General features: G+C 51.4%; 17 protein-coding genes. 9 read left to right on the top strand and 8 right to left on the bottom strand.

What is annotated here, in order from left to right:
• Positions 1-54: 54 nt before the first annotated feature.
• The 3 genes from AC0MA3_RS06935 to AC0MA3_RS06925 are packed head-to-tail and all read left to right on the top strand — an operon-like array spanning position 55 to position 3189.
• Positions 55-981: an ABC transporter ATP-binding protein gene (locus AC0MA3_RS06935; RefSeq protein ID WP_474655631.1), complete on the top strand. Its 927-nt coding sequence runs from the start codon at positions 55-57 to the stop codon at positions 979-981.
• Positions 978-1727 carry an ABC transporter permease gene (locus tag AC0MA3_RS06930; protein WP_474655630.1) on the top strand — a complete coding sequence of 250 codons (750 nt, stop codon included), beginning with the start codon at positions 978-980 and terminating at the stop codon, positions 1725-1727. Before AC0MA3_RS06935 ends, AC0MA3_RS06930 begins: the two co-directional genes overlap by 4 nt.
• Before the next feature lie 43 nt (positions 1728-1770).
• A complete protein-coding gene (locus AC0MA3_RS06925) occupies positions 1771-3189 on the top strand; it encodes a DHA2 family efflux MFS transporter permease subunit (protein ID WP_474655629.1) in 1419 nt (472 codons plus the stop codon).
• 24 nt (positions 3190-3213) lie between these two features.
• Here AC0MA3_RS06925 and AC0MA3_RS06920 read toward each other — a convergent pair whose 3' ends face one another.
• On the bottom strand, positions 3214-3642 hold the full coding sequence (locus AC0MA3_RS06920; protein WP_474655628.1) for a MarR family winged helix-turn-helix transcriptional regulator: 429 nt from the start codon (positions 3640-3642) through the stop codon (positions 3214-3216).
• Between the two features lie 116 nt (positions 3643-3758).
• Between AC0MA3_RS06920 and AC0MA3_RS06915 the strand changes: the two genes are divergently transcribed.
• Positions 3759-4343 carry an NAD(P)H-dependent oxidoreductase gene (locus tag AC0MA3_RS06915; protein ID WP_474655627.1) on the top strand — a complete coding sequence of 195 codons (585 nt, stop codon included), beginning with the start codon at positions 3759-3761 and terminating at the stop codon, positions 4341-4343.
• Between the two features lie 61 nt (positions 4344-4404).
• Here AC0MA3_RS06915 and nudC read toward each other — a convergent pair whose 3' ends face one another.
• Positions 4405-5247 (bottom strand): NAD(+) diphosphatase, encoded by an 843-nt coding sequence (gene nudC / locus AC0MA3_RS06910; RefSeq protein ID WP_474655626.1) that lies wholly within the window; start codon positions 5245-5247, stop codon positions 4405-4407.
• A gap of 265 nt (positions 5248-5512) precedes the next feature.
• Here nudC and AC0MA3_RS06905 point away from each other — a divergent pair, with 265 nt between their 5' ends.
• Positions 5513-6376, top strand: a complete 864-nt coding sequence (locus AC0MA3_RS06905) for an SDR family oxidoreductase (protein ID WP_379156489.1) — start codon at positions 5513-5515, stop codon at positions 6374-6376.
• Positions 6377-6515: 139 nt separating this feature from the next.
• On the opposite strand, the gene AC0MA3_RS06900 is transcribed toward AC0MA3_RS06905, so the two are convergent.
• On the bottom strand, positions 6516-7613 hold the full coding sequence (locus AC0MA3_RS06900; RefSeq protein WP_474655625.1) for a UvrB/UvrC motif-containing protein: 1098 nt from the start codon (positions 7611-7613) through the stop codon (positions 6516-6518).
• A 168-nt stretch (positions 7614-7781) separates the two neighbouring features.
• Between AC0MA3_RS06900 and AC0MA3_RS06895 the strand changes: the two genes are divergently transcribed.
• The 4 genes from AC0MA3_RS06895 (at position 7782) to AC0MA3_RS06880 (ending at position 13137) form a co-directional block, all read left to right on the top strand.
• Positions 7782-8603: a MerR family transcriptional regulator gene (locus AC0MA3_RS06895; RefSeq protein WP_474655624.1), complete on the top strand. Its 822-nt coding sequence runs from the start codon at positions 7782-7784 to the stop codon at positions 8601-8603.
• 103 nt (positions 8604-8706) lie between these two features.
• Positions 8707-10698 (top strand): FAD-dependent oxidoreductase, encoded by a 1992-nt coding sequence (locus AC0MA3_RS06890; protein ID WP_474655623.1) that lies wholly within the window; start codon positions 8707-8709, stop codon positions 10696-10698.
• A gap of 231 nt (positions 10699-10929) precedes the next feature.
• A complete protein-coding gene (locus AC0MA3_RS06885; RefSeq protein WP_474655622.1) occupies positions 10930-11634 on the top strand; it encodes a DUF6033 family protein in 705 nt (234 codons plus the stop codon).
• 81 nt (positions 11635-11715) lie between these two features.
• Entirely contained in the window at positions 11716-13137 is a 1422-nt protein-coding gene (locus AC0MA3_RS06880; RefSeq protein ID WP_474655621.1) for a hypothetical protein, read from the top strand.
• On the opposite strand, the gene AC0MA3_RS06875 is transcribed toward AC0MA3_RS06880, so the two are convergent.
• From AC0MA3_RS06875 to AC0MA3_RS06855, 5 genes are all read right to left on the bottom strand, one after another.
• Complete coding sequence (locus AC0MA3_RS06875) at positions 13134-13925, bottom strand: DeoR/GlpR family DNA-binding transcription regulator (protein WP_474655620.1); 792 nt, start codon at positions 13923-13925, stop codon at positions 13134-13136. The two genes, AC0MA3_RS06880 and AC0MA3_RS06875, sit on opposite strands and share 4 nt — an antisense overlap.
• A gap of 93 nt (positions 13926-14018) precedes the next feature.
• Positions 14019-15134 carry an ABC transporter ATP-binding protein gene (locus tag AC0MA3_RS06870; protein WP_474655619.1) on the bottom strand — a complete coding sequence of 372 codons (1116 nt, stop codon included), beginning with the start codon at positions 15132-15134 and terminating at the stop codon, positions 14019-14021.
• Positions 15131-15961 carry a carbohydrate ABC transporter permease gene (locus tag AC0MA3_RS06865; RefSeq protein ID WP_474655618.1) on the bottom strand — a complete coding sequence of 277 codons (831 nt, stop codon included), beginning with the start codon at positions 15959-15961 and terminating at the stop codon, positions 15131-15133. Before AC0MA3_RS06865 ends, AC0MA3_RS06870 begins: the two co-directional genes overlap by 4 nt.
• A gap of 20 nt (positions 15962-15981) precedes the next feature.
• Entirely contained in the window at positions 15982-16914 is a 933-nt protein-coding gene (locus AC0MA3_RS06860) for a carbohydrate ABC transporter permease (RefSeq protein ID WP_474655617.1), read from the bottom strand.
• Positions 16915-17017: 103 nt separating this feature from the next.
• Positions 17018-18379 (bottom strand): extracellular solute-binding protein, encoded by a 1362-nt coding sequence (locus AC0MA3_RS06855; RefSeq protein WP_474655616.1) that lies wholly within the window; start codon positions 18377-18379, stop codon positions 17018-17020.
• Between the last annotated feature and the right edge of the window lie 49 nt (positions 18380-18428).

Here is an 18428-nt window from a genome sequence, read left to right as displayed (position 1 = left end):
TGGTCAAAATATAAACAACTAGTTAGTTTTAAATGAATGATAGGAGTGATGATAATGGCTGCAGTGATTCAGACCAATAGATTAACCAAGCATTTTGGAAGCAATCAAGCTGTGAATGGACTGTCGCTGGAGGTGGACCAAGGAGAAATCTACGGATTTCTGGGGCTGAACGGAGCGGGTAAAACAACAACCATCCGTATGCTGCTGGGTATGATCCGGTCCGATTCGGGGTCCTCCTATATATTTGGAGAGCAGGTGGATGCGGGCAGCCATAAACTATGGGCCGATGTAGGTTACATGGTGGAAACACCTTACTCCTATCCGGAGCTTACCGTCCGCGAGAATCTGGAGATTATCCGCAGGCTGCGGGGCATCCGTGACCGCACGGCGATAGAGACCATTATGGATAAGCTGCAGCTTACGGCTTACCGGGACCGGAAGGCCGGAACCCTCTCCCTCGGCAACGGGCAGCGGCTCGGTCTGGCGAAGGCAATGCTGCATAATCCGAAGGTGCTGATTCTGGATGAGCCGACGAATGGGCTTGATCCGGCCGGGATTGTCGAGGTGCGGGAGCTGCTTCGGGAGCTGGCGCTCCATCACGGAGTGACAATATTTATATCGAGCCATATTCTCGGTGAGGTCTCCAGACTGACGACCAGGATAGGAATCGTGCATAGGGGCCGGCTGCTGCAAGAGACGGATGTCAAAGAGCTGCAGCACGTACTCCGCACACGTCTGCTTGTTCAGACCCGCGACTCTGAAGCGGGCCGGAAGAGACTGCTCCAGGCAGGTTATGCTGTCAAGCTGACCGAAGCTGGAACGCTGGTGATTGACGACAAACACGCTATAGTGCACCCGGAACATATCTCCAGGCTGCTTGTAGATGCGGAAATGCCGCCCACGCACATTCAGGTAGAGGAGGAGGATTTAGAGGCTTATTTTCTTAGAATGATCGAGGCTGAGGGAGGAATGAAAGGATGAATCAATGGATATCCGCCCTGTGGGTAGAAACGTTGAAGCTTCGCCGCTCCAGGCTGGTTTGGATTTCTCTTGCGACCAGCATACTGCTGCCAGTGATGATTGGGCTGGTCTTTTCCGGATGGCTAGGCTCCCAGAGCAGCTTTGAGGGCGAAATCAATATGCAGGGATTTATGAAGGAGCTTGGGATTGTGATGTCCATGGGGGGCCTCATCGGATTCGGTTTTGTATTCAGTTGGATCTTCGGACGGGAATATTCCGATCGTACGGTCAAGGATATGCTGGCATTGCCGTTGTCCCGGTACGGAGTGGCCGCTGCCAAATTGATCGTTGCCGCCGCCTGGTGTGTAATTCTGGCAGAGCTGATGTTCTTGGTTGGTTGTATAACGGCTTGGTTTGTCCAGCTGGACGGCTGGAGCCTTGGAGCCATCGCTCATGGCTTCAGAGGATACGCACTGCTCTCTATCATGGTTATCTGCCTAAGTATCCCGGTAGCCTGGATGGCTAGTGTAGGACGCGGTTATCTGTCTCCCTTGGGATTTGTGGTGCTTACCATTGTGATTGCCCAGTTTGGCAGTGGCGTTGGGCTTGCGGAATACATTCCGTGGGCAGTTCCCGGATTACTCAGCGGCGCTTCGGGGGAGGAGCATGCACACTTACAGACTTTTAGCCGCATGCTGCCTTATCTCACCGGCAGCATTGGCATAGTGGGCACGCTCGCCTGGTGGCGGTACGCTGACCAAACGTAAATCAGGACGGAACGATATTAGTTTATAATTGGAGGGGAATAAAATGGAGAAGACACCCAAAGGAACCATTTTGATCATGGCCATTTTAATTATCGGGTCTATGGTGGGATTGCTGAACCAATCCTCACTCAATACGGCACTCCCGAACATTATGGGGGATTTCGGATTATCAACAAGCACCGCGCAATGGCTTACTACCGCTTTTGCTCTAGTTACCGGCATTGTTGTCCCGATTACGGCTTTTCTTATTCAGAGATTCACAACCAAGCAGGTCTTTGTCTTTGCCATGGGCATGCTTACCGCTGGAACGCTCCTGTGCGCGGTCTCACCGGACTTCGGTCTGCTGCTCACCGGTAGAATGGTGCAGGCTGTCGGAGTGGGGATTATGCTTCCCTTGGTGCAGACGTTGGCCTTTATCCTGATTCCGGTTGCCAAACGGGGGTTTACGATGGGGATGATTGGGCTTGCGATTAATTTCGCTCCTGCCATCGGACCTGTGCTGAACGGCTGGCTTGTAGAGGATCATTCCTGGCGCTTATTATTCTATATTCTGTTTCCTTGCGCTCTGTTGATTACCATTGCCGGTTTATTCCTGATTAAGAATGTTACCCCACAGGTGAAGAGCAAAATAGATGCGTTATCTATGGCGCTGTCTTCTCTTGGGTTTGGCGGCGTGTTGTATGGATTCAGTGTCTCCGGCAGCAAAGGGTGGGGGAGCACAGAAGTTCTGATCTCGTTGGGAATTGGGTTCGTAGCGCTGGGTCTGTTCGTATGGCGGCAATTGACTATGGATAATCCCTTGCTGGAATTAAGAGTATTCACAAGCCCCACTTTCACTTTGGCTACAGTAATCAGTATGATTCTGATGATTATTATGCTGAGCGCCCAACTGCTGCTGCCTATCTATATGCAGACCATGCTTGGGTATTCAGCGCTCCGATCAGGTCTGATGCTGTTGCCCGGTGCAATTCTTATGGGCGTTATGTCACCTGTAGCCGGGAAGCTTTTCGATAAAATAGGTGCCCGGATGCTGGTCATCACAGGGATAAGCTTAACGGTAATCTCAGCCCTGCTGTTCTCTAATTTGACGGAAAATACCACATATGCCTTCTTGATGATTGGCTATTCCTTGCGGATGATTGGAGTCAGCCTGACGCTGCTGCCTGTCGTAACGAGCGGTATGAATTCACTGGCGCCGGATCTGATCCGGCATGGCATTCCCGTTAACACCACTCTGCGGACAGTAGCCGGTTCTATCGGAACAGCCCTGCTTGTGACTATAATGACCTATAGCGGTGGCGGTCTGGGCCAGACGAGTGATGTACACAGCTTAATACACGGGATGAATGTGGCTTCGATGGTAACCGCCGGAAGTGCAGTGATCGCATTGGTTCTGGCCTTCTTCATTAAACGCAGAGAAGCTCCGGTTAAGAGTTCGGCGAACAGTATTCCGGTAAAATGATGTTTAATTCAATATAGATTCACTTCAATAAAATACCTTCTGCTGCAAGAGATCGAGCGCCCGCTCGATCTCTTTGCGTTCCTCGTCCGTCACATGGCCGATCCGTTCAGTGAACCGGACAGCGATATGCTGGAAAGCTTCATTCATCATGGCCTCACCGGCAGCGGAGAGGGTAATGCCTTGCTTGCGGCGGTCGGAAGGGTCGGTGATTTTGTCGCAGAGCTGTTTCTCGCTAAGCTTCTTCAGCTCCCGGCTCGTGTTCGGCATCGACATATGCATACAATCGCTGATCTCGCTAAGAGTTACCGGCTGGCTGACGGCAATATATTCGAGGATTTTATATTGAACGGGCGTGAGCATCTCGGACTTCACTTCTTTGCTAATATCACTGGTTATTTGGTGGACGGAAGCCGTAAAGGTTATGAATTTTTGAAAAAGACTGTTGTTGTCCATGAAGATCACCTCTATAGACACCTTAGCAAAAATATTATCAAATAACAATTATCATTTGACAACTAAAATATGGCCGTGTTACTCTTTTGTCAAATGATAAGTAAAGAGGTGGCTGCATGAACACATTGGTAATCTATACACATCCGAATCATCAGAGCTTGAGCTATGCTTTTCTGCAGGAGGTGTTACGGGGAAGCCGGGAGAATGCCGAGGTGGCAGAGATTCAGGTACTTGATTTGTATGAAGAGGGATTTGATCCTGTCTTGGTCTTTGGTGAACATAAGCGCAGGAGGGATATGCATACCGACCCTGCCCTTGCTAAATACAGGGAGCAGCTGCGGTGGGCGGATCAAATCGTCTTTGTCTATCCGATCTGGTGGGGGCGGCCTCCAGCCATGCTGCTGGGCTATATTGATCAGATGTTTGCTTCGGGATTCGCATACAAGGATAAGGGCGGACTGCTGCCGGAGGGGCTGCTGAAAGGGAAGTCGGTAGTGTGTGTTTCGAGTATGAAGGGACCTGCCCATTATCCCCTGTTGCTGCTGAATAATGCACATAAAGCGTTAATGCGCAAAGCGTTGTTCCATTACGTGGGCATCCGCAGAGTAAAGTTCTTTGAGTTCGGCAGCATGGAGAGCAAGCGGGGCAAGCATGCCCGGAAGCTGGAACGGATCTACCAGTATTTCAAGACAGTTAGTTAGTCATAGGCTGAAATAGAAACGGATACCTCCCTATAGCAGGGGGTATCCGTTTCTGTCTGTCTCAGGAATGGTTCTCGGCCACCCAGTCAATCAATTTGCGGGCAATGCTGACAGGGGGCGGAATGACGGGCAGTTGATCAAGTGCGAACCAGTCGGCGTGATCCAGCTCTTCGCCGTCCACCGTAATTTCTCCGCTCTCATACTCGGCCAGAAAGCCAACCATCAGAGAATGGGGGAACGGCCACTGCTGGCTGGCGAAGTAGCGGATGTTCTTGACCTTGATACCCACTTCCTCCATGGTCTCGCGCTGAACGCAATCCTCCAGCGTCTCACCGGGCTCGACGAATCCGGCAATCAGCCCATACATATTGTTCACAAAATGCGGAGAGTGGGCGAGCAGAATCCGGTTATCTTTAAGAATCGCGGTAATGACTGCCGGGGCAATCCGGGGATAGCTGACCAGTCCGCAGGCCGGACAGCTCCGGGAATGCTCTGTCTGCGACAGCTCCGTGGCGGTGCCGCATCTGCCGCAGAATTGGTGAGTCTCATCCCAGGCCAGCATCTGGATGCCCTTGCCTGCGAGATGGAACAGATCCTCGTCCAGCGGCTCATACAGGGAGCGCAGTGGACGGAAGGCCATTCCTGCGGGTTCAGGTGTTTCTGCCGGAACCTCTGCGGTGAAGCAGGGGAGGTTATCCCAAGTTCCTAGATACAGGGTCCTTAAAGGAGCCATGGACAGCTGTTCAAGCGATGACACAAGCGGAATGCCTGTACTCTCACCCGTTTCGGTAACCAGCAGTTTGCCGGAATGGAAGATCAGCCAGTAGGCGGAGCCACTGAGCTCAATCGGGGGAGTGACTGCAGGAATATAGCGCTGATAAATGCTTGCTCTTGTTTTTGACATGGCGCAGAACCTTTCTGATAGCAGATCATTTCTATTTTCATTTAAGAATAACAAAAACCGGCAATGCTAACAAATATCCGGGCTCACTCTGCTCTGGCGGGCCGAAGATTGAAGTGGAGCATGGAGACGGACTCTGGGTTGGATGTTTTGTGTTTGACATTTCACCAACATGTAACTATATTAGTTACAGGAAGAAAAATCTGCTGTATCGTACCGGTTACAGCAGGCACTACTATACAACTCATTTCCTTAGGAGGAATAGACAATGAAGATTGCATTAACAGGAGCAACAGGGCATTTCGGTTCTATCGTGGCAGAAACTTTGCTGAAGTCCGTAGCGGCAGAAAACCTGGTAGCCAGCGTAAGAAACCCGGAGAAAGCGGATAATCTCCGCGCACGTGGAGTAGATGTGCGTCATGGTGATTTTGACCAGCCTGAGACGCTGGATAAAGCCTTTGCCGGTGTGGACCGGCTACTGATCGTATCCGCCGATGGCGACAATGACACACGGATTCGCCAGCACAAGGCTGCCGTTGATGCCGCTGTACGTGCGGGGGTAAGCTTTATCGTCTATACCAGTGTTGGCCATGCAGACAGCAGTTCCCTGTTCCTGGCACCCGTGCACAAAGCAACAGAAGAGTTCATCCGTGAATCCGGGATTTCTTACTCTTTCCTGCGCAACAACTGGTATTTGGAGAATGAGATTGGCACGATCCAGGCGGTTCAAGCCGGAGCGCCGTGGCTGACCTCTGCCGGCGAAGGCAAGGTGGGCTGGGCTACGCGCCACGATTATGCCGAAGCGGCTGCTGCTGTACTGGCAGGCGAAGGCCATGCGAATACCGTGTACGAATTGTCTGGTCAACCCACTACACAGGCCGAATTGGCAGCGGTGGTCGGCGGAGTACTGGGCAAGGAAGTTCAAGTACAGCAGGTGGATGATGCCACTTATGCCGACGTTATGGCGAAAGCCGGAGTGCCGGAAGGTGCGCTTCCGATTGTAGTCGCCATTCAAGAGGCGATCCGCGAAGGCCAACTCGACATCACCAGCAGCGATTTCGAGAAGCTGCTTCAGCGCCCGCTTACACCGCTTAGTGTAGGTGTAAGTGATATGCTCGGCATTAAGGCGTAAGACAAAGTCCAGCCTTGCTCCGCCGGAAGGCGAGCCGGGTAAGCTTACAAGGCTCATACTGCCATGAACAAGAGGCTTCCGCTTACGGTCGATAGACCGGAGGGAAGCCTCTTTTTGCTGCTGAATGCTTAACTGCAGATTAGCCGGGTACAGCCTTGAAGTATTCTTTGGCCAGCTCCCGGACCGCTTCGTCCAGAGCTGCGGTATCCCGGTTATCCAGCCATTCCTGGGGGATAATAGAATAGCTTCCGGAGCTGTTCCCCAGATAGCTGTAGATGATCTGGGCTTCGTCCAGCTTATGCCGGCTGATCTCATCCGGCTTCCCGCCCGCCGGATGGCTGAAGCTGCTGTGAATAGCGGACTGGATGACCTCACGCAGCGACTCTTCGCTCATCTGCGCGGTATTCAGCCTGGCCCGGTCCAGAATCTCGCTGCCCCGGATCAGGATCAGCTTGAGCTGCTGACCCTGCATGGGCTCAAGCACTACAATATTCTTGTTCTGTTCGGTGAAGCCGATCACCTTTTCCTTCTGCAGCAGGGAACTGACCGCCGAACAATAATCGCGGTATTTGGCAGCCGTCTCGAACTCGAAATTCCCGGCTGCCTGCTCCATCCGCCGCTGCAGCTCCTCCAGAATCCGCTGATCGTCCCCGTTCAACAGTCCGATCACGCGGTTCATGATCTCCTCGTGCTGCTCTAGTGTCTCCCCGCCCCCGCACATGCCGATGCATAACCCAAGCGAATGATTGAGGCAGAGTGTGTTTTTGGCATGGGGGGTGCTGCACAGGATCTTCTGACTTTCTTTGATTCCCTGAATTGCCCGCTCCACAATACCTCTGCTGGTATAAGGTCCAAAGTATAGACTATCCTCATACTCGGCCGGATCATAGGTTATTGCCAGCTGCCGATAGGGTGTGTCCGTGCGAATGGCAATATAGCTGTAGGCGAGCGGGTTTTTCATCTTTTTATTGTACATGGGCTTGATGTCCTTAATCAGCCGGCACTCTAGCATGAAGGCTTCAAACTCCGTATCGGTCAGCTTAAAATCCAGATCTCTGATATTCCGGACCAGTTGTTTTACTTTAGGAGAGTGGCCCTTGGCATTGTAAAAGTAGGATTGGACCCGTTTCTTTAGCTGCTTGGCTTTGCCGACATAGATGATATGGCCCAGACTGTCCTTCATCAGGTAGACGCCTGGAGATAATGGAAGGCTCGCTACTTTCTCTGCCAGATTCATGAGGTTTCCTCCCCAATCTTGTTTTCTAGTATCCTTTAGTATAAACGATCCTGATGTGCGGAGCGACTGGGAAAGCGCCGTGTGACAAAACCCACAAAGCCCCCTGTGAAAACCCTCTATCATGAATGGTGAGGAAAGATAGATATGTTGAAGCTGGGGGGCTTTTGGATGAAATATTCTATCGGGCAATTCGCCTCGATTCTGGGTGTGACGGCGGATACCTTGCGGCTCTATGAGAAACATGATATTGTGCGGCCGATGAAGGATCAGCATAACAATTACCGTTATTTCAGTGATTTGGATGCCAGGAACTTACTGTCGAGCCGTTGGTACCGGAGTATGCAGATTCCGCTGCAAGATGTAGCCGGGCTGATTAATGACGCGCCTGCGGAACAGGTCATACAGTCTATTGCCGACGCGAAGCAGCAGCTGGAGGAGGAGATCAGGCACAGTGTTATGCTGCTGGAGAAGATCAACGAGATTCATGCAGACCTCAGCCGGATCAGCGACTCTTTCTATACCTGCAGCATCAAAAGGGTGCCGGGCATGTACCGCATCCAGCAGACAGACAAGAATCATCTGCTGCAGAAGGAGTGCCTGAAACGGACGGCGCAGGCTTGGATGGAGCTGCTTCCTTTTACCTTCTATACCTTCAGAATTGAAAATTCGGAGAATATCATGGGGACAGAGGAACTGGAATACAGCTGGGGGCTGGCTTTGCTGGTGGAGGATCAGCGGAAGCTCGGGGTGTGTATTAATGAGACTACGGAGTATGTCGAGCCGTCCACCTGTATTTCTGCAGTCATTGCCAGTTCTAATGAGGAGGACCTGAGACGGGGAGACTTTCAGTTCATGCTGGATTATATCAGGGCAGAGGGCTTCACCGTCCATGGGGATATCCGCGGCAAAATTCTGTTTACGGAACGAGCTGGCGCAGACAACAAAACTTACTTGGAGATCAACATTCCATTTGAGAAAAATTTCACATAACCTTCATTGACCTTGGTGCCGCACCAAGGTTTACACTCTGTGTAGTCCGAAGGCCCTTACAGAGAGAACGGGGTCAACTACAAACTACACAGGGGGAAAAACAATGCGTAAGCAAGCACTAGGCAAAGTATTCATGTTATCCGTGTGCCTCGTCCTCATTCTGTCGCTGATCAGCGGCTGCAGCGGCAATAATGCTGCGGAGCCGGCCGCATCCGGGAAGCCGTCTGCGTCGCCAGAAGTGACTCAGCAGGCAACGAATGATAATGAGGTGCCGGCTTCTTTTAAAGCAGGAACCTATAAGGCAGAGGCCGATGGCAAAGACGGCAAAATCCAGGTAGAGGTTACGCTGGACGCACAGTCCAAAATCACCGATATTCAGGTGCTTAGCCAGAAGGAAACTGCCGGAATTGGCGTTGAAGCTATCAACAAGATCAAGGATGAGATCATCGCTGGGCAGACGCTCGCCATTGATGCGGTCAGCGGGGCTTCTGAATCAAGCACAGCCATACTGGCAGCGGTTGAAGATGCAGTGAAGCAAGCGGGCGGTAACGTAGAGGCATTCAAGTCCAGAACTGTAGCCAAAGCCGGTGAAGGCAAAACCGAGCAGCTGTCGGCCGATGTTGTGGTTGTTGGCGCCGGAGCCTCCGGTGTCTCATCAGCCGTGTCCGCAGCAGATAAAGGTGCTAAGGTCATTATTATTGAGAAAACAGCCACCATCGGCGGAGCGAGCAATCTGTCCTGGGCGGGCAAATTCTACAACTCTTCAGCAGCTGTAAGCAGCGGCTTAAAGGTCAATGTGGAGAAGGAAATCTCCGACTGGATCGTCAATAACCACTGGAGAGTGGATGCGGCAGCGATCCGCCAGTATGTGACCAAGTCCGGAGAAACCTACGATTGGCTGAATAAGAAAGGCTACAAAACAACCTTCATCAATTTCGCCGGGGAACAACTGCACATGCTTCCGGCTTACGAAACACGCCAGCCTACGCTGCGGGCCATGCTGGCTGCTTCAGTAGAGAAGGGCGGCGGACAGGTGATTACCGAAACAACTGCCAAGAAGCTGATTACAGGCGCCAATGGTGAGGTGACCGGTGTAGTCGCTGAGAAAGCCGACGGCACAACGCTTGAGATTACCGGGAAAAGCATCATCATGGCAACCGGCGGCTATGCCGGCAACAAAGAAATGGTCAAGGAAGCGTTCGGCTTCGAAGGCGTCAACGGGGGGCTGGGCCAGAATATCGGCGAAGGACTGCAGATGTCTTGGGATGCCGGAGCCAAGGTGCCTGATAATTTTGGCGGTCAAATGCTGCACCAGACCTTGGCCAGAGCAACCGGGAAGCTGAAGACGCAATACAAGGATTTTGAAGCCAGTTACCCGCTGATGCTCTCCTATCTGCCTACTTTGATGAATGTCGGCCCTTCCGGGGCAAGATTCAGAGACGAGGCGGCTACGCTTACCTCTGTAGCGGCTGCCAACACGAGTGCTTTTAACGGAGCGTATCATTTGGTTATTGTCTCGCAAGCACAGATTGATGCTTTGAAGGCTAAAGGGATGAATGGTGTAAAAGCGCCTGCACTGCCGGGAATGCCGCCGGAATTCTATGCTTCTTTTGCAGACCAGTTCAAGCTGGACACGCCATGGAAGGATGCGGATAAAGTATTCGAATCCATGGTCGCTAACGGTGACGGCTATAAAGGCAGCACCATTGAAGAGCTGGCCCAAAATGCCGGTCTGGACGCAGAAGTTTTTGCAAATGACTTCAAACAGTATCAGGAAGCAACGAAAACCGGTGTGGATACCGAGTTCGGCAAAGCAAAGGAATATCTGGTTCCTATGGGAGACAGCGGTCCTTACTACGCAATCATCGCTGAGGTCAACAATCTGGGCTCGGTTGGCGGTCTGCTGGTCAATGCCAAGTTCCAGGTACTGAATGACAAACGGGTGCCGATCAAGGGGTTATATGCGGTTGGCCTCGAATCCGAAGGTGTATTGTTCAATGACACTTATGTCGGCAACGGCGTGGGTCTTGGCTATTCCTTCACTTCCGGCCGTTTGGGCGGAGAGGATGCCGCAGCAGGTGCGTTCGCAAAATAAGAATTACTGTTCAAGGTAAGGGGGAGCCTGTGGCTCCCTCTTTTGTGCAAATATAAGAATATATAGGTTTCACACTATAAATTATCCTTCTATTTCTCGCTTAAACGGCTTTGCCATCCTTAAAAGGACGGCGAAGCCGTTTCCACTTGTCTGCGGAACGTGTAAGTAATCATTCCATTCCGGCCGATAAAATAGGATAACTGAAACTTTATGAAGAAAGGAGGAGGCAATATGTATAATCCTATTACGGGAATCCATGGTGTTTCTTTGACCCGGCCTCCACAGCAGCAGGAGTTCCACCCGTCTACGCCGGTCTCTGCGCTCAGTTTTAACGAAACCTTGGCGGCCGTCAATGCGGCAACACAGGATCAGGCGGAGCGGATCAAGCGGAAATATGGAATTAAAGTGCGTATTCTAACCGTTTCTGCGGACGGAAAAGAGTCGGAACATCCCGGTATGAGCGGCGGTGGGCAGGAAATTGTAATTGCGCCAAATATCCTTCAGCAGATGGCTAAAGATCCAGTTGTGCGGAGTAAAATGTATGGCATCATCGACCAGCACATTCATACGGAGAAGATCAGCCCGAATCCGGTGCAGCCGCTGAGCGGAGGGAAACCCTTGAGACATAGCCTTATTATTCATATGGACGGTACGGTTACAGGGGCCCTATGGTTCACCCCGAAGGAAGGGATGGTAAGCAAATCCAAGGATACGGAAATCCCGGAAGAGCAGACGGAGGAGGCCATCGCGGCGGCGGAGAGGCGGCATGCCTGGGAGACGGCCCTGCCTATTCTATCGAGAAAGCTGCTGTCTGCTTCGGAAGCCTCTCTTCAGAGTACAGAATCCGCGCCGAACCCGGTGGATGGAGTAGCTGCGCATGACAGCTTGCAGCAGATTCAGCTAATCCGGGCCAGAAGAGCCAACAAATTGTTGTAAAATGCCCACACGAACAACCGCCTATTCTCCTGCATAGCATATAGCACCAACCTGCAGGGTGAAGAGAGGGCGTATGCAATAATGGGCATTGAGCTTACTGCATTACACTGGGTTTACCTGGCTTTTATTGTGTTCATTATAGTGCTGCTGATTCGGCGGCGGGATACAACGATGATCTGTGTGGTCGGAATTTTTGCCCTGGGCATGTTTGCCACAGAGACGCTTAGCGGTTCGGTAACGGGGATTTTCAACTCTTTTGTCTATGCGACCAAAGAGCTGTTAGGGACCATTATGATTATATCCATTATTGTAGCGATGAGCCGGATTCTAATGATTACAGGCATTAACGAGACTATGGTTGCTCCGCTTACCCGGTTTATGCGCACCCCTGCGATGGCGTATTGGGGCATTGGGCTCATAATGATGGTAACCTCTTTCTTCTTCTGGCCATCGCCGGCCGTTGCGCTGGTGGGGGCAGTGCTGCTGCCGGTGGCTCTGCGGGTGGGACTGCCTGCACTTGGGGCCGCTGTAGCTATGAACCTATTCGGTCACGGCATCGCCTTGTCAGGAGATTATATTATTCAAGGCGCCCCGAAGCTCACCGCGGATGCCGCCGGTCTTCCGGTATCCAGCGTGATGGAGGCGAGCGTCCCGCTGGTTATCGTAATGGGGCTGGTCACTACCCTTGCGGCATTCTGGATGATGCGCCGTGATCAGAAGAACGGCACCTGGAGAGACGGACTCGTTACCCTCAAGGGCAGCACGGGCAAGCTGAGAGGACCGGAGACGGAAGGGGCGGAAGAACAGCCGGTTCTGCTGGATCCCCGGCTACGGCAAGCACTGGCCATCGCCATTCCACTACTTTTTCTCCTGGACGTGGCAGCAATGTTTGCACTGGGTCTGCAAGGCGGAGACGCTACCGCACTGGTGGGCGGCACCGCTGTGCTGGTTCTGATCACGATCACTATGCTGGCCCACCGGAATCAGGGGCTGGAGAAAATCACCTCCTACCTGATTGAGGGCTTCACCTTCGGCTTCCGGGTGTTTGGTCCGGTAATTCCCATCGCCGCTTTCTTTTATCTGGGCGATTCGGCATTCACCGAGCTGTTCGGCAAGGTGCTGCCGGGCGGCTCACACGGCATCGTGAACGACCTGGGCGTGGCCCTCGCAGATCACGTGCCGCTGAACGGTGCAGTGGGAGCCGTGACCATGACGGCGATCGGCGCGATCACCGGCCTCGACGGCTCGGGCTTCTCCGGCATCTCGCTGGCCGGCTCAGTGGCCCAGCTGTTCGCCGCCGCCATCCATTCCGGCGCGGCGACCTTGACCGCCCTGGGGCAGGTGGCCGCCATCTGGGTCGGCGGAGGCACCCTGATTCCGTGGGCGCTGATTCCTGCGGCTGCCATCTGCGGAGTCAGCCCCTTTGAGCTGGCCCGGCGCAACCTGAAGCCGGTCCTGCTTGGGCTTGCGGCGACTACGATCGTCGCCATGTTCCTGGTCTAGACTTCATCTTGAGGATGAATCCACTGTACAGCCATTTTCTGTAATGCCGCTTTCCATTTGGGTGAAGGTGCCTGATCCGTAACAATCATGTGAATTTCATTCATATCGGCTATTTTGGCTACAGTACGCTTATCAATCTTGGAGGAATCGGCTACCACGATCGCCAATTCTGAGTTGCGGATCATTTGCCTGGTGAATACAGCCTTCTCATAGTCGTAGCTTGTAATGCCGTTCTCCAGGGAGACACCGTCGACAGAGACAAAGGATTTATTCACATAGAAATCCTCCAGAACCTTCTCGGCGATGGGGCCGGATACCCGGAGATGCTTGGCGCTCACTTCGCCGCCAATGAAAATAAGCTTCCCATTGAACGTACCGCGTTTTTGAAATTCGATGAGAAGCATGAGGGCAGGCACGGAATTGGTTAAGATCGTCAAATGCTGCTTGCCCTCCAGGCAATGAATGATCTGCAGCGCGGTGCTTCCTTCATCCACAACAATAACATCATTGTCCTCAATGAGTCCTGCAGCAAGAACGCCAATTTTGCGTTTCGCTTCAACGTGAACGGCCTCTCTTTCCAAGAGAGGAGGCTCGACTTCAGCCTTGAATTTAACGGCACCGCCATATACCTTTTTCAGTTTATTCTCTTTCTCTAGCTCGTCGAGGTCTCTGCGAATCGTTTCAGTGGACACTTCGAACAGCAAAGAGAGCTCGCTTGCGATCACTTTACCTCTCTCATTCAGGAGAGTCATGATCGTCTCTTTTCTTTCTTCGCTGGCAAGAGACACCCTACCCTACCCCCTTCTTATTATGAACTATCATTATATCGGCTCTTCATTTAATAATAAAGGGCATTCAATACATCCTCAAGCACTCATCTTCTATATATATTGCAATAAATTGCGGCCGTTATCCTTCATATCGAACAGGTGGAATTTGTCCTCCCTGAATTTGATATACACTTCATCACCGTTCCCGATCTCGGCCTCATTGCCGGTCAACAGCCGGATCATCGTATCCAGCTTTCCTAACGGATCCATCACTTTTACCAGCTTGCCGCTGCCCAGGTGCTCGACCAGATCCACCTTCATTTTTATCCTCTGGGGGTCTGCTTCAGAGCAAATCGTGATGTCATGAGGCCTGATCCCGAACTGTACGGATTTCCCGATATGCTCTCTGTCCAGCCTGCGCCCGGCCGGAACCATATACTCAAAGCCTTCCGTAACAACTACCTGGTTGCCGTTCATCTCTCTGAGCTCTCCTTGGACAAGGTTCATCGGCGGGTTGCCCAGAAAGCTGGCTACGAACAGATTCACCGGATGGTTGAATAATTCATTCGGGGGTGCGTATTGCTGAATCCTGCCGCCGTTCAAGATAGCGACCCTATCGGATATGGCCAGCGCCTCTTCCTGATCATGAGTCACAATAATCGTAGTTACTCCCAAGTTCCGCTGAATCTTACGGATCTCGTCCCGGACATCCAGCTTCAGGCGTGCGTCCAGATTGGACATGGGTTCATCCAGCAATAAGATTTCAGGATTTTTGGAGAGTGCCCGGGCCATAGCCACCCGTTGCTGTTGTCCACCGGACAATTGCGAAGGCTTGCGGTCAAGCAGGTGATCGATTTGCAGAATTCTGCTCGTTTCTTTGGCCCGTTCATAGGCTTCCTGCTTGGGAATCTTCCGTTCTCTTAGCGGAAAAGCGATATTGTCCCGGACAGACAGATGGGGATACAGCGCATAGGACTGAAACACCATGCCTATATTGCGGTCTTTGGGCTCCACGTGATTGACCAGCTTCCCGTTGAAGTGGATCTCTCCTGAAGTCGGCTTCAGCAGCCCTGCGAGCATCATAAGCGTCGTCGTCTTCCCGCAGCCGGAAGGACCGAGCAGAGCTACAAATTCCCCTTTGTTAATCTCGAGATTCAGGCCGTCTACCGCTCTGCCGCTGTCTTGCTTGCCATCGTATTCCTTCACAATATTTCTTAAGGTAATCATACCTGCTTAGCCCCTCCCAAGTTGACCTTCATGAATATCTTCTGGGTGAATATGTAGAATAGAATGATAGGCAGTGTATAGAACAATCCTATCGCTGTAATAAGGCCGTAATTCATAATTTGATCCTCTTTGGTCACTAGCTTGGACAAGTAGCCGGCAAGCGTAAGCATATCGTCATTAAAAATAAGCAGCTTGAACAGGAACCATTCCCCATACGCCCCGAGAAAGGAAAATACGGAAATCGCGCCAATTCCGGGCAGCACGAAGGGGACAAGTACCTTTTTGAAGGCCCGGTAGCGGGTGCATCCATCCACCATGGCCGCCCATTCAATATCCCAGGGTACCTCGTCAAAGAACCCCTTCATAATGTAGACCCGCCCGGGAAGAGAACCGGTCACTGCGACCAATAATACGCCCGTATACGTATTGACCAGATGCATTTGAACGAGAATAAAAAAGGTCGCGATAATTAGCGTGATCCCCGGAAAGGATCTCATCAGAAACAGGAATTTCATCGCGGAGCGTCTGCCCTTGAAGTCCAGTCTGGAGAAGGCGTAGGCCGTCGGTACAGAGATGCAGACTTCGATCATGACAATCAAAAAAGAATAGACAAGCGTATTGAGCACAATAGGCCATATTAAGGGGAGCTTAACCCCGGCATATTCGACAGGCTCCTTGAAGAAGGAGAAATTGTCCATTGAAAACTGCCCTGTCGTGAAGTTCATTGTGGCTGCCAGAAAATACCAGATAATCATCGCGATAATCGGCAGCGTAAATAATGTCATGTAGGTGTGCACTAGCAACTTTTTAAGCGTACTGGTCGACATCAGACTGCCGCCTTCCTGGATTAGTCTTCAATTCTTGAAGGTTTGATCATTTGGTCAAAATCAAATAACCGCAAGAAGAATAAGGTGAGTATAAAAGAGATCATTACGACAATCAGTGATACGGCTGCTCCGTAGCCATAGTATTTCAGATTGAAGGCCTGTTGGTAAGCGTACAGGGACAAGGTTGTCGTATCTCTCATCGGGCCGCCGTTCGTAAGCAGCATGATAAAGAAGTAGGAGGATACAAAGCCGATCAGCTCCGAGATGGTAATATACATTAACGGCCACTTTAAGGTGGGCAAAATGATTTTCATAATAACGGATTTCTCACTTGCGCCGTCCACTCTTGCTGCTTTGTACAAGTCCTCAGGGATCGAATTGATCGCAGCGGACAGCAGAATCATGCCGCCGGATATCGTGGACACGACAGTCGCCAAGATGACAATTCCCATTGCGGCTTTGGAGAACCAGGATACCGGGTCAGACTCGACACCCAATTGCAGCAGGATCCGATTGACCAGGCCGCCTTCGGTGGGATCAAAGATATACTTCCAGAAGGTAACATAGACGACAGCAGGTATAATACTGGGAATGAGCCATAGCACCCTGTAGATGACAGCCGTGATTTTCCCCTTAAGAAAGTACTGGGTGGCAATGGATATAATCAGTGCAAAGAGCAGCGAGACGGACAAGGACAGGATGGAGAAAATAGCCGTATTCCATAAAATGCCCGGAAGATTGTAGTCTGAGAATACTCTTGTAAAATTACTAAATCCTACGAATTTCGGCTTCATCGACGCATTCAGATCCGTAAAGGACATGGCGATGGTTGCGATGGCCGGCAGGATGAAAAATACGAGCACCAATGCCGCAAACGGCATAATGAAAAAGTAGGGGTACATCTTCTTCCTGAAAGGTTTTTTGTAGATAGGTTGAACAGTAGTGTGATCCATGCTGATCCTTCACCCGCCTTCATAATATGGAACAAGAGGAAACGGCTACGCAGCCCTGTGAAAGGACGGTATCCGTTTCCGGTAGAGTGAATCCAGCCTATTCTTATTCTGTGATGAGATGATCGGAAGGTACGTTCTGCTTCGCATCCTTCTGGAACAATTCGTAGGCCTGTTCTGCGGATTGGCCTTTGGTTAGAATCGCATCAACGCCCAGGATATAAGATTTGGTATAGGTTGCGTAATCTGGTTGGGCAGGGCGGGTCTTCGTGAATTCGAGCAGGTACGCATGGTCCTTGTAGAAGTCCATTTCCTTAAAGCGTGCGTCTTCTTGCGCTTCCGGTGTTACCGGCAGTTTGCCGCTGACCAGGGTGTGATTGATCTGCAGGTCCGGATCTAGCACGTGCTCGATCAATTTTTGGACATACGGCATCTTATCGTCATCAACAGTCGGACCCACGTAGATCATAGCCGGGTTGCTGTAGGACACAGGTTTGCCGCCTTTTTCCGCTGAGGGAATAGGGAGCCAGACGATATTCTCATTGAACCAGGTATTAAAGCCTTCCAGATCGTCCTGCATGCCATTCGCTTCACGCATCATCTGGTAGAACTCGGTACGGGCGAATTCAGCGAAAATCTCACCTTTGACAAACATAGGCGCCGCTTTATCCGTGTCTACATCACCGATCGCTTCGTCGATAATGCCGCGTTTTACCGCATCCGCCCAGAAGCCGTATACGTCTTTGGTTTTTTTAGTAAGAACCATTTTATTCTCATCGACATTGTAGTTGTAATTGCCGAACGCATAATTCCAGCCTTCAAACCGTGTATCTTCTACGGCGAAGCCCATTTTGACCAATTTTTTCTGCTTCGCTTCTTCAGCCAGCTTCTCGAGATCCCCGAAGGTGAAGTCGCCGGAGTCCACACGCTGTCTTAAGCCATCGATCTGTTCCTTCGTCCAGCCTAAGCCTTCGAGCGCTTTGCGGCTGATGAATACCGGGGAAGCATCCATATCCTGAATAGCCCCATAATAATGGCCGTCATACTTCATGATATTGGTATAGGAATCAGGCACATTCTTGAATACTTCAGAATCCTTCACCCAATCGACATCACGGATGATACCGGCATTGAGCTCCCAGCCAATATCCACACTGGAATTCATAAAGATATCTGCTACTTTTCCAGCCTGTGCCTGAAGAATGAGCTCGTCATCGCCGATTCCCGGCCACCAATCGATCTTTACTTGAACATTGTCAGCCTTCAGTTCTTCGTTCAAGCGTTTCTCAGCTTCGATAAAGTTGTCTTTGCGTGCTCCCCAAGTACTCTCGCGAACAGAAATTTGAATCTCCTTCATCTTCGCCTCACCTGCCGATGTTGCCTCTGCCGGTTCGTTACCGGGCCCGCATCCCGCCAACAGTCCTGTGCTCAAGACTACACTCAACGCAGTAACAACAAGCTTCTTCATTCCTCAAAGTCCTCCTCATGGCCGTTTCACTTTACTTAATTTCCTGTAC

This window comes from Paenibacillus sp. LS-5, from assembly GCF_056121505.1.
This window is presented reverse-complemented; position numbering and strand designations above follow the sequence as displayed.